The 12336-nt window shown below is 67.4% G+C and carries 11 protein-coding genes and 2 pseudogenes; 5 read left to right on the top strand and 8 right to left on the bottom strand.

From position 1 onward, the window contains the following. Positions 1-11 precede the first annotated feature (11 nt). Positions 12-572, bottom strand: a complete 561-nt coding sequence (locus I3K84_RS12730) for a flavin reductase family protein (protein WP_012655197.1) — start codon at positions 570-572, stop codon at positions 12-14. Between the two features lie 107 nt (positions 573-679). On the opposite strand from I3K84_RS12730, the gene I3K84_RS12725 reads away from it, so the two are divergent. Both I3K84_RS12725 and I3K84_RS12720 read left to right on the top strand, forming a co-directional pair. Beyond that, entirely contained in the window at positions 680-1462 is a 783-nt protein-coding gene (locus I3K84_RS12725; RefSeq protein WP_196994669.1) for an alpha/beta fold hydrolase, read from the top strand. A gap of 135 nt (positions 1463-1597) precedes the next feature. Beyond that, positions 1598-2788, top strand: a complete 1191-nt coding sequence (locus I3K84_RS12720) for an ABC transporter substrate-binding protein (RefSeq protein ID WP_011803540.1) — start codon at positions 1598-1600, stop codon at positions 2786-2788. A 12-nt stretch (positions 2789-2800) separates the two neighbouring features. Here I3K84_RS12720 and I3K84_RS12715 read toward each other — a convergent pair whose 3' ends face one another. After that, entirely contained in the window at positions 2801-4141 is a 1341-nt protein-coding gene (locus I3K84_RS12715; RefSeq protein WP_196994668.1) for a D-amino acid dehydrogenase, read from the bottom strand. Positions 4142-4228: 87 nt separating this feature from the next. On the opposite strand from I3K84_RS12715, the gene I3K84_RS12710 reads away from it, so the two are divergent. Both I3K84_RS12710 and I3K84_RS12705 read left to right on the top strand, forming a co-directional pair. Further along, the gene (locus tag I3K84_RS12710) at positions 4229-5140 is read left to right on the top strand and encodes a LysR family transcriptional regulator ArgP (RefSeq protein ID WP_011803542.1); all 912 of its coding nucleotides are present in this window, start codon (positions 4229-4231) and stop codon (positions 5138-5140) included. Between the two features lie 70 nt (positions 5141-5210). Beyond that, positions 5211-5843 carry a TetR/AcrR family transcriptional regulator gene (locus I3K84_RS12705; protein WP_011803543.1) on the top strand — a complete coding sequence of 211 codons (633 nt, stop codon included), beginning with the start codon at positions 5211-5213 and terminating at the stop codon, positions 5841-5843. Here the strand turns inward: I3K84_RS12705 and I3K84_RS12700 are convergent, their stop codons facing one another. The 5 genes and pseudogenes from I3K84_RS12700 to I3K84_RS12680 all read right to left on the bottom strand — a co-directional run. Beyond that, complete coding sequence (locus I3K84_RS12700; RefSeq protein WP_047350123.1) at positions 5844-6266, bottom strand: universal stress protein; 423 nt, start codon at positions 6264-6266, stop codon at positions 5844-5846. A gap of 112 nt (positions 6267-6378) precedes the next feature. Continuing rightward, positions 6379-7224, bottom strand: a complete 846-nt coding sequence (locus I3K84_RS12695; protein WP_196994667.1) for a metallophosphoesterase — start codon at positions 7222-7224, stop codon at positions 6379-6381. A 16-nt stretch (positions 7225-7240) separates the two neighbouring features. Beyond that, positions 7241-7921 (bottom strand): annotated as a pseudogene (locus tag I3K84_RS12690) (LysR substrate-binding domain-containing protein); the annotation flags it as partial. Between the two features lie 17 nt (positions 7922-7938). After that, a complete protein-coding gene (locus I3K84_RS12685; RefSeq protein WP_011804582.1) occupies positions 7939-8901 on the bottom strand; it encodes an IS110 family transposase in 963 nt (320 codons plus the stop codon). A gap of 203 nt (positions 8902-9104) precedes the next feature. Next, positions 9105-9395 (bottom strand): annotated as a pseudogene (locus I3K84_RS12680) (LysR family transcriptional regulator); the annotation flags it as partial. Positions 9396-9518: 123 nt separating this feature from the next. On the opposite strand from I3K84_RS12680, the gene I3K84_RS12675 reads away from it, so the two are divergent. Further along, positions 9519-9959: a hypothetical protein gene (locus I3K84_RS12675; protein WP_196994666.1), complete on the top strand. Its 441-nt coding sequence runs from the start codon at positions 9519-9521 to the stop codon at positions 9957-9959. A 180-nt stretch (positions 9960-10139) separates the two neighbouring features. On the opposite strand, the gene I3K84_RS12670 is transcribed toward I3K84_RS12675, so the two are convergent. Continuing rightward, positions 10140-12011, bottom strand: coding sequence for a phosphoenolpyruvate carboxykinase (GTP) (locus I3K84_RS12670; protein ID WP_196994665.1), 1872 nt, complete (start codon positions 12009-12011; stop codon positions 10140-10142). Positions 12012-12336: the final 325 nt, after the last annotated feature.

The raw sequence follows: 12336 nt of genomic DNA, 5'->3' as shown, positions 1-12336 counted from the left end.
AGCCGGGGCGGCTATTTCTCCATCGGGCGGGCTACGGTGGCCGAAAGGCTTCCCAGCGGATGCTCCGTATAGAACACCCCCCCGTGGTACAGCAGGGGCGAGGCGCCTTCCCGGTGGCTGCAGCGCTCCACCTGGCCGACGAAGATCGTGTGGTCGCCCTCCACGTACTGGCTGCGGTTGAAGCACTCGAACACGGCCGCCGCGCCGTCCAGCACCGGCACGCCGCTCCGTCCCAGGCGGTAGGCCACGCCGGCGAAGCGGTCGATGCCGCGCGTGGCGAACTGCTCGGCCAGGGCGCGCTGTTCCACCGTCAGCACATTGATGGCGTAGTGCGTGGCACGGGAAAAAGCGGGCAGCGACGACGTCTTGTGCCCCAGGCTCCACAGCACCAGCGGCGGCTCCAGCGACACCGAGTTGAACGAGTTTGCCGTCATGCCGATCAGCGCGCCGCCTTCCCCGCGCGCCGTGACGATGGTCACGCCTGTGGCGAACATGCCCAGCGCGTCGCGGAACTCGCGTGGCGTGAAGACGGGAGGTTGGCTGGAGGGCGGGTGGGGCAGGCGGCTGTTCACGAAGGGGGGCGGCGCCCTGGGCGCGCCGCGTAGGGCAATGGGAGGGCTATTATCAGTCTGCACCTGCGCGCCTGCAGCGCGCATGCCCTGCGGCCCTGGACCCTGCGATGTCTCTTCTTCCACGCTTTTCCCTGCTCGGCTCCGGCCCTACCGTGTTGCTGCTGCACGATGCCGATGGCGATCACCTGGGCTTTGCCCCGACGCTGGAAACCCTGGCCGCCGCGGGCTACCGCGCCGTGGCATGGGACATGCCGGGCTATGGCGGCAGTGCGCCGGTGGAGCCCTACAACTTCAAGGGCCTGGCCCAGCGTGCGCTGCTGTTGCTCGATGCCCTGCGGTGCGAGCAGGTGGTGCTGGTCGGCCACGGCCTGGGGGCGATGCTGGCGCTGGAGATCGCCGTTCGGGCACCGCTGCGCGTGCGGCGGCTGGTGCTGTGTGCCGGCGGCCCGGCGCTGGACGAGGCCGCCACCGCCGTGTGGGTGGCGCCGCGCCTTGCGGGCCTGGACGATGGACGGGACATGGCCCGGCTGGCCGACCCTACCGTGGCGCGCGACGCCGGCCCCGGCGCGCTGCCCGAGGGGCTGCAGCTTGCACGGCACGCCATGGGCCGCGTGCCGCCCGCCACCTACCGCCGTGCGTTGGAGGCCCTGACGGCTTTCGCGCGGCGTGCGCCGGAACTTGTGCGCCTGCAGGTGCCCGCGCTGCTCGTCGGGGGTGAGCACGACCGCTGCACTCCGCCCGAGGCACTGCTCGCCCTGGCCCATGTGCTGCCCGATGCGCGCGCCGTGCTGCTGCCCGGCGTGGGCCACTGGCCGCAGCTTGAAGACCCCGAGGGTTTCGAGGCGGCGCTGCTGGACTTCCTGGCCGGCCCGGCGCCAGTGCTGCACTGAACGCGTGCGCGGTCCCTCACCGCAAATCGCTTACCCGCCCCTGACCGCGACCGCGCACCGCTGCGCAATAAACCACATCGCGCGCCCGCGCTTTTGGTTAGGCTGGAGTGTTTTTCACAACATTGCGGAGACGCGATGATGGCCATGAGACCCAGACACTGGGCAGGGGCGCTGGCGCTGTGGGCGTTGGCGGGCATGGCGGGCGCCCAGCCCGTGAAGGTGGGGGTCATCGGCCCCTTTTCGGGGCCGTCGTCGGACTTCGGCACGCCCATGCTGCAGGGCATCCAGCTCGCGGTGGAGCAGTTCAACGCCGTGGGCGGCTACCTGGGCCGGCCTGTGGAGCTGGTGGTCAAGGACGACCAGGGCTCGCCCGACACCGGCCGTCAACGCTCGCAGGAACTGGCCAGAGAAGGCGTGGTGGCTGCCCTGGGCTTTTGCAACACCGGCGTGGCGATGAAATCGCTGGACGTGTTCCAGCAGGCGAAGCTGCCCTTGATCGTGCCGTGCGCCACGGGCACCCCCGTGACACGCACCTATCCGGCGGCGCAGAGCTTCATCTTCCGCACCTCGGCCCCCGACAACATCCAGGCGCCCTTCGTGGTGGAGGACATCCTGCGCCGCGGCTGGACGCGCGTGGCCCTCTTTGCCGACGACACGGGCTACGGCCAAGCCGGGCGCAAGGACGTGGAAGCGGCGCTCGCCGCGCACCAGCTCACGCCCGTGTACGCGACCAACTTCCCTCTGGGCGTGAAGAGCCTGGCGCCCCAGTTGCAGGCCGCGCGCGATGCGGGCGCACAGGTCATCTTCAGCTACACCGTAGGGCCGGAGAACGCCGTCATTGCCCAAGGCCGCAAGGAGCTGGGCTGGAAGGTGCCGCAGGTCGGCGGCTGGACGCTGTCGTTCCCGTTCTTCATCCAGGGCGGCAAGGACGCCGCCGAGGGAGCGCTGACGGCGCAGACCTTCATCGCCGAGCCCAGCAACGAACGCCGCGCCTCGTTCCTGAGCACCTACGCGCGCGCCTTCAAAGGCCGCCCGGCCGTGCCGATGGCGGCGGCGCAAGGGTACGACGCGGCCTACCTGCTGATGTATGCACTGCTGGGCATCCGCGACGGGCAGGTCAACGGCACGGCCCTCAAGCATTCGCTGGAGAACCTGCAGCGCGTGTATTACGGCGTGGTGGCGACCTACGAGCGGCCCTTCTCGGCCGAGGAGAAAGAAGCCATCACCCCCAACATGCTGGTGATGGGCAAGGTGCAGGCCGGCGCGGTGACCTTCGCCTACCCCGAGGATGCCAAGCGCAACCTGCTGGTGCAGCGCAAACGCTGAGGTGCGAGCCGCTCAGGCCAGGCGCGGCGCCCCGTAGGCGGCAGCGGGCGTGTCGTCGCCCAGAAAGGCGAAGTCCATGGCTGGCCGCTCGCCGCTCAGCAGCTCGGCCATCGCCTTGCCCGAGCCAGCGCCATGCGTCCAGCCCAGCGTGCCGTGGCCGGCGTTCACCCACAGGCCGTGCAGCGGCGTACGGCCGATGAACGGGATGTTGGTGGGCGTGGCGGGGCGCAGGCCGGTCCAGTACTGCGGATCTCCGCCTTCCTCGGGCGTGCGCGTGTCGCACACGCCGGGCAGGATGGTCTCAATGCGGCGCGACAGCATGTGGCAGCGCGCGCGCGCCACAGGGCTGTCCAGCGACAGGTCGTAGCCGCCCAGCTCGATGGTGCCGGCCACGCGCAGCACGTTGCCCAGGCGGCTCATGGCGATCTTCTTGCCGTCGTCGATGGTGGAAACCATGGGCGCGCCCTCCGGTTTGAGCAGCGGGAACGTGGCGCTGTAGCCCTTGCCGGGGTAGATGGGCAGGTGCACGCCCACGCCCCGCAGCAGCGGTGCGCTGTAGCTGCCGCATGCAACGACCACGGCATCGGCTTTCAGTATTTGGTCTTTTTGGCCTGTAGCGCTTTCCTGGCGAGCGCGAATAGCTATTGATTCAATAGCGTTGCCGGAGCGGTTCAGGCGCAGCACGTCGTGACCGTAGAGGAACTGCACGCCACGCTCGGCGCAGCGGCGGGCCAGCGCCTGGGTGAATACGCGCGCGTCGCCGCTCTCGTCGGTGCTGGTGTAGGTGCCGCCGGTGATGCGGTCGCCGTAAGCGCGGAAGGCCGGCTCGATGGCGAGCAGCTCGTCGCGACTGACCACGCGCCGCTGCACGCCGAAGCGGCGCATCAGTTCCACGGCGTGGGCCGCGTCGTCAAAGGACTTCTGGTCGGTGTAGAAGTGCGCGATGCCGCGTTCCAGCCGGTGGTACTCGATGCCTGTGACGCGCACCAGCTCTTTGAGTGCGGCATGGCTGTAAGCGCCCAGCGCCACGATCTGCTGCACGTTGCGTGCGAAGGCCGTGTCGTTGCACTGCGCCAGGAACTTCAGGCACCAGCGCCATTGCTCCCAGTCGAGCTGGGGGCGAAACAGCAGCGGCGCTTCCTTGTCGAACATCCACTTGAGGGCCTTCCATGGCGCCTCGCGGTTGGCCCAGGGCTCACAGTAGCTCACCGAGATCTGCGCCGCGTTGGCAAAACTGGTCTCCAGCGCCGCGTCGGGCTGGCGGTCGACCACAGTGACTTCATGCCCGCGCTCGCGCAGATGCCAGGCGGTGCTAATGCCGATGATGCCGGCGCCCAGGACGATGGTTTTCATGGCGCGCAGTGTGCTGCGGCCCAATGAAAAACAAAAGCGTGATTAAACTTCTTCGGAATTCATCAGAATGACTAATGGATACCGACCGTGAGCACATTTGACCCCGCCGCATTGGAATGCCTGGCCGCCATCGTCGAAGAGGGCGGTTTCGAGCGCGCCGCGCGCCGCCTGAACATCACCCAGTCCGCCGTGTCGCAGCGCCTGCGTGCGCTGGAGGCGCAGGTGGGCTCGGTGCTCATCGTGCGCAGCCGGCCGCTCAAGCCCACCTCGGCCGGGCAGTTGTTGCTCAAGCACACCAAGCAGTTGCGCCTGCTGCGCGCCGACCTGGAGCGCGATCTGCAGGACCTCATGCCCAGCGGGCGCGGCGGCGGCCGCGAGGAAGAGCGCATCGCCATCGCCATCAACGCCGACAGCATCGCCACCTGGGCGGTGGACGCGCTCGGCGATCTGGTGCGCCAGCGGTTGCCACTGGAGATCATTGCCGACGACCAGGACTTCACGCAGGAGTGGCTGCGCTCGGGCCAGGTCATGGGCTGCGTGACGACGTTGAAGAGCGCGCTGCGCGGCTGTCGCATGGTGCCCCTGGGCGCGATGCAGTACGTCGCCGTGGCCGCGCCAGAGCTGGCGCGCCGACAACTGCCGCAAGGGCTCACGGCGCACAACTTCCGCGACGTGCCTTTCGTCTCGTTCAACCGCAAGGACGATATGCAGGCCGAGTTCGTCACGCGCACCTTTGGCCTGAAACGCGTGTCTCTCAGCCGCGTGTTCGTGCCCAGCTCGGAGGGCCAGGTGCGCGCCGTGGCCGCGGGCTGGGGCGTGAGCGTGGTGCCCGAGCTGCTCGCGCGCCCCTGGCTGCAGCAAGGCCGGCTGGTGGACCTGGCGCCGGGCCATACGCTGCCCATCCAGCTGTACTGGCACTCATGGAACCTGGAGTCGGAAGTGCTGGATGCGCTGGCCGATGCGCTCACCAGCGCGGCGGCGCAGTACCTGTCGGCCTGACGGCACACGCGGATGGGGGTCTTTAGGGTTATCGGCCTGCGCGGGGTGAAGGCTCGCTAACATCGCCCGCATGAACACGTTGCAGCCGCCCCGTCCGTCCTTCAAGGAGCAGATGCTCCGGGCGCGCGAGGATGCCATCGTGGAGGCCGCGAGCCGCCTGCTGGGCGAAAAAGGCTTCGAGACCATGACCGTGGACGAGGTCGCCGCGGCCGTGGGCATTGCCAAGGCCAGCCTGTACAAACACTTTGCCGGCAAGGACGACCTGTGCTCGGCCGCCATGGTGCATGTGGTGGAGCGCCTGCAGCGCTTTCTGGCGGCGCTGCCGGCCGAACTTGGCGCCATGCAGCGCCTGCACGCGCTGCTGTGCTGGACGCTGCAGTTGCAACTGGCCGACGAGGTGCCGCTGCTGCCCAGCCGCAACTCCGCGCTGGCCCAGGCGCTGCGCGCCTGCGACGCCTACCGGGCATCGATGCAGGAGGTGCATGCCTGCATCCTCGGCTGGATCGTCGAGGCGCAGGCCCAGGGACAGCTGCGGCGCGAGTTGCCGCCCGATGTGATCTTGTGTGCGCTGCTGGCGCGCAATGCCGATCCCATGCTCGGCATGCTGCGCGACCGCGGTTATGCGGACGAGTGCATCATCGACTGGGCCGCGGACACCTGCCTGAGTGGCCTGGCGAGCGGCCCCGCCATGCGGGTGGCCTGATCAGCGCACCAGCAGTACCGGCACCTGGCAGTTGGCCAGCACCTGCGTGCTGACCGAGCCCATCACCAGCTTGCCCAGCGAGCCGTGGCCGTGCGTGCCCATGACGATCAGGTCGTACTTGCCGGACTCGGCCACCTTGGCGATGGTCTCGCCCGCCGGGCCCACCTTGGTCATGGTCTTGAGCTGCACGCCATGACGCGCCATGAACTTCACGACGGGCGACAGCACCTTTTCGCCTTCCTCAGCGTGGTACTTGTCCACGACTTCCTTGCCGAGCGCGGCGCGCGCGCGGGGAGGCAACTGGGGCTGCACGGTGATGGCCGTGTAGGTGTGCGAGCTGCCCAGCATCTCGTCGTGAGCGGCCAGGTAGGCCAGCATTTTCTTGGTGTAGATGCTGCCGTCGACAGCAAGCAGGATGTTCATTCGAAGTGCTCCGGAAACGAGAAATCAGACTAATCCGCGCTGGCGTCTGTTGTCTTGACTTCAGTCATATTTTTGATGCGGTGCGCGGTGGCGGGCGCAGGGCCCGCACGCATCATACGGTGAGCACGCAGTGCGGCTGAAAGGTTGCCTGCTCCCCCTTGCGGGCATAGCCCAGCGGGTTGGCCACTATGCGGCAGCTCCAGGGCGCGCCGTCCGCGCGGGCCCCGCGCACCAGGTAGTCGCTGGGCGCATGCAGATGGCCGTGCAGCCACAGCTGGGCGTGGGGCAGGCAGTCGTCCAGCGCATTGCAAAACCCCGCCGTGCCCGGCACCAGGCCGTAGCGCGGGTCGGCGCTGAGCAGGCTGGGCGCGAAGTGCGTGACGGCCACCGTCGTGCCCGCAAAGGGCTGTGCGAGCGCGTTGCGTAGCCAGGCCTGGCAAACCAGGGCCTGTTCGCGCACCTCGGCGGCCAGGAAGGGCACACCCTGGCGGGTGCTGCCAGTCTTGGAGAGATAGAAGTTGGCCGCGCGGAACGCCTTCTCGCGCCGCTGCAGTCGCTGGCCCGGGTCGGTGATCGCCGCGTGGTCGGCCAGCGCGTCGAAGTCGCTCCACAGCGTCGTTCCAACGAAGCGGACCCCCTGCAGCACCATGCTCTCACGCTCCAGCCAGATCAGCCCCAGCCGGTCGCAGCTGCGCCGCAGGCGCGCATGCGCGGCGTCGAAGTCCTGCATGTCGTATTCATGGTTGCCAGGGACGAAGACCACTGGCGTGGGCCATCCGGCGTACTGCGGCAGAGGGGAGAAGCGCGCCAGGCCGAAGTCGTCGTCCGACAGCAGCGAGCCGGCCTGGTAAGAGCCGATGTCGCCGGCCAACACCAGGACATCGGCGCCAACGGCGGGGCTGGGGGTGAAATGCGGGTGGGCTTCCAGGTGCAGGTCGGACAGCAGTTGCAGCTTCATGGGTGAGTGGGTGGGGTCAATCCTGGCGGTGGATGGGGGCGGGCGTGTTGCGCGCGGCGCGCGCAATCGCCTCGCGCAGCCAGCGGTGGGCGGGGTCGTGGTTGCGCCGGCGGTGCCACAGTGCGTCCACGTGCACGGGCGGCAGCGTCATGGGCAGCGGGCGCCACACCAGTTCGTCGCGCACGCTGGCCACGCCGACGAAGTGGCGCGGCAGCACGGTGAGCAGGTCCGTGGTGGCCACCACCCGTCCCGCGGTGAAGAACTGGTTCACGGTAAGCACGATGCGGCGTTCACGTCCCAACGCGGCCAATGCCCCGTCGATGAAGCCGAAGGGCTTGCCCGAGAAGCTCACCAGCAGGTGGCGCGCGGCGCAGTACAGGTCCAGCGTCATCGGCACGGCGGCCAGCGGGTGGTCCGCGCGCATCACGCACACGTACTGGCCATCGTAGAGGCGGGTGCTTTCGTGCGCCACCACGTTGTCCGACTGCGCCCGCGCCGTGAGGTCGGCCAGCACGGCGGGGAAGTAGCCCACGGCCATGTCGGCGCTCTCGTCGTCCAGCAGGCGGCGCGGGTCGCGCGTGGTCAGCGGCACCACGCGCAGCGAGACGCCGGGGGCCTCGCGTTCCACGATCTCGATGAGTGGCGGGATCAGCGTGGCACCCGTGGCGTCGGCCATCGCCAGAACGAAGGTCGTCTGAGTAACCGTCTTCGAAGTCAAGCGCAATGAAGCGACTTGTCCCAAGGTTTTCCAGTGCGCACCATGGCGTTGAGCGTGGTGAGCAACTTGCGCATGCAAGCGACCAGGGCGACCTTGGGCAACTTGCCAGCGGCCTTCAGACGCTCGTAGAAGGCCTTGATGGCCGGGTTGTAGCGGGTGGCCGTGAGCGTTGCCATGTACAGCACGCGGCGGATCTCGAAGCGCCCGCCTTGTACGCGCCGCCTGCCCTTGCTGCCGCCGGAGTCATTGGCCATGGGCGCCACGCCCACCAATGCAGCGATCTCGCGCCGGTTCAGCCGGCCCAGCTCTGGCAGCTCGGCAATCATCGTGGCACTGGCCACCGGGCCGACTCCCGCAGCCGACTGCAGCAGCGTGTCGAGCTCCCCAAAGTGCTCGCGCACATGCGTGACCATCTGCTCTTCGATCTCATCGAGCTGCGCCTTGATCGCCGCCTCGATGGCCTCGATGCTGGCGTGCAGCTTCTTGGGCGTGATCTGCAGCCGTTGGCGCTCCGAATGGAGCATGGTCAGCAACTGGCGCCTGCGCGTGACCAGGGCCGCGAGCCACTGCTGGCGCTCATCGGCCAGGGGGCGCAAGAAGCGCTGCAGATCGTCGCGGCGCAGCAGCACCGCTGCCAGCTCGGCCAGCGTGCGCGCATCCACCGCGTCGGTCTTGGCCAGGCGTCCCATGGATTTGGCGAAGTCGCGCGCCTGGCGCGGGTTGATGACCGCCACGGGCAGGCCTGTGGCCTGCAGGGCACACGCTAACGCGGCCTCGTAGCCGCCGGTGGCCTCCATCACCACCAGACCCACGTCCAGGGGCTGCAGGGCAGCCGCCAGCGCCGAGTGGCCTTCGGCATCGTTGTCAAACCGCTGGGCGCTGCTCTTGGCACCCAGCACACAGACATCCACGTGCGCCTTGGCCACGTCGATGCCCACCGTCACAGAGGTAACAGACATGATCTTCAGATCCCTTGCTTGTGCATGCGCGCTCAATCAAGGCGCGCGTAACCGTTCGGGCTTCACGAAGACCAGCGCGGCGGCCATGCGTTCTGTACTCAGTCACGGGCTCTATCACCCCAGCGCCTACCAAACTGCACGGGCCGGTCTGGCCGCCTCAACGGCGTTCAGACTCTACCGCGCTGGTCTGGTTTAAAGATACAAGCGGACGCCGGGTCAAAGCGCCCGGGGGAAAGTGTCTCCTGCAACTGTGCCAATGCGTGCCGTACGGCGGGCCACAGGGCCAGTGCCCGCGGCGTGGGCTCCACGCCGTGGCCGCGCCGCGTGACCAGCTCGTCGCCCAGCACCTCGCGCAACCGGCGCAGTGCGTTGCTCACGGCGGGCTGTGTGATGGCCAGTTTCTCGGCGGCGCGGGTCAGGTTGCGCTCGGCCATGACCTCGTCAAAGACGCGCAGCAGATTGAGATCCAGCGTGCGAAAGTTCAATGGCTGCATGCCGCAATCATCACACGGATGAATATGGGTGATTCAACATATAAATTAGACACAAACCAGGGTAAACCCTAGTATTGCTGCACCGCCCGGCAATTTCGCCAACAGTGGCGTACGAGTCGCATCATGACGAAGTTTGTACACATCGACGTTCCTGTCCAGCACCACGGCATTGCACGCATTGAAGAGGCCGCAAGCCATCTGAAGCAAACCGCTGCCCGCTTTGCCGGCACCCGCGGCGCAACGTCGCTGCTGCTGGCGGCGCTGGTCGCCGCGCTGCTTGTCGTGGCCAACCAGGTCATGGACACCTGGAACGATGGCCACATGCTGGCCGGCTGGATGGTGATGTGGGTGATCGCTTTCGCAGGAATGGCGTTGCTGGCGGCACCTGCGCGCAGCGCGGTGCTGGGCCTGCGTGCCGCTGTCAAGGCTTGGTCGGACGCGCACCGGCGTGCGGCAGAGGACGAGCGCACCTGGAATGCCGCACTGCGCGACGCCCGCATCATGGCCGACCTGAGCCGTGCGATGAACGGGATCGCGGTGGACGACCTGCGCCGTTACCGCTGAACGGCCGCGCGGCGACACCGCGCCAACCGACAACAGGGCACCTTCGGGTGCCCTTTGTGCTATGTGCGCGGCAGCTTCCTATGGGGCGCATTCATGAAAAAACCCCGCGCCACAGATGTGGTCGCGGGGTTGTGTGTGTAGGCCCGGCTGAATTACACGCGCCGAGCCGAGGCAGGGTGGTCAGGCCGCCAGACGCTTCTCCAGCGCGGCCTTGATAGCCAGCAGTTCCTGAGGCAGGTGGTAGGCCAGCTTGTCGAAATGCTCGGTGTGCAGCTTCAGTTCTTCGACCCAGGCAGCCTTGTCGATGCTGGTCACCGTCTTGAACTGCTCGGTGCTGAAGTCCAGGCCGGTCCAGTTGATCTCGGCGTACAGCGGAGCAATGCCGAACATGGTCGGCTCGCCTTGCGCCGTGCCCTCGATGCGGTCCAGCATCCACTTGAGCACGCGCATGTTGTCGCCATAGCCGGGCCAGACGAACTTGCCGTCCTCGCCCTTGCGGAACCAGTTGACGCAGAAGATCTTGGGCAGCTGGTGGCCGGACTCCTCCAGCTTGTGTTCCATGTCGAGCCAGTGCTGGAAGTAGTCGCTCATGTTGTAGCCGCAGAACGGCAGCATGGCGAACGGGTCGCGGCGCACGACGCCCTGCGCACCAAAGGCGGCGGCGGTGGTCTCGGAGCCCATGGTCGCGGCCATGTAAACGCCTTCCATCCAGCTGCGGGCCTCGGTCACCAGCGGCACGGTGGTGGAGCGGCGGCCGCCGAAGATGAAGGCGTCGATGGCCACGCCGGCGGGGTTGTCCCACTCGGGGTCCAGGGCCGGGTTGTTGGTGGCGGCCACCGTGAAGCGCGAATTGGGGTGCGCGGCCTTGGCGCCGGTTTCCTTGGCGATCTGCGGTGTCCAGTCCTTGCCCTGCCAGTCGATGAGGTGGTCCGGGAGCTTGCCGGTGTCCTTCTCCATGCCTTCCCACCACACATCGCCATCGTCGGTGAGGGCGACGTTGGTGAAGATCACGTCCTTGTCCAGCGAACGCATGCAGTTCGGGTTGGTGTGCATGTTGGTGCCGGGGGCCACGCCGAAGTAACCGGCTTCGGGGTTGATGGCGTACATCTTGCCGTCGGCATGGGGCTTGATCCAGGCAATGTCGTCACCGATGGTCGTGACCTTCCAGCCGGCGAAGCCGGCTTCCGGCGGCACCAGCATGGAGAAGTTGGTCTTGCCGCAGGCGCTGGGGAAAGCGGCGGCCACGTGGTACTTCTTGCCCTCGGGGTTGGTCACGCCCAGGATCAGCATGTGCTCGGCCAGCCAGCCCTGGTCGCGGCCCATGGTCGAGGCAATGCGCAGCGCCAGGCACTTCTTGCCCAGCAGTGCGTTGCCGCCGTAGCCCGAGCCGTACGACCAGATCTCGCGGGTCTCGGGGTAGTGGACGATGTACTTGACCTGGGGGTTGCAGGGCCAGGACGTGGTGTCCTTCTGGCCTGCGGCCAGCGGGGCGCCCACGGTGTGCATGCAGGGCACGAACTCGCCGTCGGTGCCGAGCACGTCATAGACGGCCTTGCCCATGCGGGTCATCAGCTTCTGGTTCACGGCCACGTAGGCGCTGTCGGTCAGTTCGATGCCAATGTGGGCGATGTGCGAGCCCAGAGGCCCCATGGAGAAGGGCACCACGTACATGGTGCGGCCGGCCATGCAACCGTCAAACAGCGGCTGCAGCGTGGCGCGCATCTCGGCCGGGGCCATCCAGTTGTTGGTCGGGCCGGCGTCTTCCTTTTTCTCCGAGCAGATGTAGGTGCGGTCTTCCACGCGCGCGACGTCCGACGGGTCGGACCACGCCAAGTAGCTGCCCGGGCGCTTGGCGGGGTTCAGCTTCTTGAACGTGCCGGCATCCACCAGTTGCTGACACAACTGCTCGTACTCCTGCTGCGAACCGTCGCACCAGTGGATGCGGGCGGGCTTGCACAGCGCGGCCATTTCGGCCACCCAGGCGATCAGCTTGGCGTTCTTGACGTATGCGGGCGCCTGAATGTCCAGGACGGGCATGGTGGGTGCGTTCATCGGGAAGGCTTCTTTGAAGTTGAAAAACAGTCTTTTCAAAGGAAGCGAACCGGGTCACGACGCACAGGCCCGCGCTGAACCGATCTGCGCGCTGCCTTTGAAAAAACCGCTGGGACTCAGTCGGCTGGCGAAACGGGGGTACCGCGGTGGCACCCCTGCACAGGTCGGCTGGGGTGACGATTTTATGAAGACGCCCCCGATTTGTCTGTCGGACAGGGGGTTAAATCATGCAAAAAACACATGACGTTATGCGTGTCATGGCGTCGGTGCAAAACGCGATCACCAAAAAACAAAGCCCCGCAGAGGCGGGGCTGGGTGGCGAGCG

Origin of the sequence: Diaphorobacter sp. JS3051 (assembly GCF_015832135.1) — a bacterium.
Taxonomy (GTDB): Bacteria; Pseudomonadota; Gammaproteobacteria; order Burkholderiales; family Burkholderiaceae_C; genus Diaphorobacter; species Diaphorobacter nitroreducens.
Note: the sequence above shows the minus strand (reverse complement) of the source record. Positions and strands in the feature narration are given on the sequence as shown.

What these genes read in the sequence shown, in the direction of transcription:
- I3K84_RS12725 (WP_196994669.1), top strand. Translation starts at nt 680, where the DNA reads ATGTCTCTTCTTCCACGCTTTTCCCTGCTCGGCTCCGGCCCTACCGTG.
- I3K84_RS12720 (WP_011803540.1), top strand. Translation starts at nt 1,598, where the DNA reads ATGATGGCCATGAGACCCAGACACTGGGCAGGGGCGCTGGCGCTGTGG.
- I3K84_RS12715 (WP_196994668.1), bottom strand. Translation starts at nt 4,141, where the DNA reads ATGAAAACCATCGTCCTGGGCGCCGGCATCATCGGCATTAGCACCGCC.
- I3K84_RS12705 (WP_011803543.1), top strand. Translation starts at nt 5,211, where the DNA reads ATGAACACGTTGCAGCCGCCCCGTCCGTCCTTCAAGGAGCAGATGCTC.
- I3K84_RS12700 (WP_047350123.1), bottom strand. Translation starts at nt 6,266, where the DNA reads ATGAACATCCTGCTTGCTGTCGACGGCAGCATCTACACCAAGAAAATG.
- I3K84_RS12695 (WP_196994667.1), bottom strand. Translation starts at nt 7,224, where the DNA reads ATGAAGCTGCAACTGCTGTCCGACCTGCACCTGGAAGCCCACCCGCAT.
- I3K84_RS12685 (WP_011804582.1), bottom strand. Translation starts at nt 8,901, where the DNA reads ATGTCTGTTACCTCTGTGACGGTGGGCATCGACGTGGCCAAGGCGCAC.
- I3K84_RS12675 (WP_196994666.1), top strand. Translation starts at nt 9,519, where the DNA reads ATGACGAAGTTTGTACACATCGACGTTCCTGTCCAGCACCACGGCATT.
- I3K84_RS12670 (WP_196994665.1), bottom strand. Translation starts at nt 12,011, where the DNA reads ATGAACGCACCCACCATGCCCGTCCTGGACATTCAGGCGCCCGCATAC.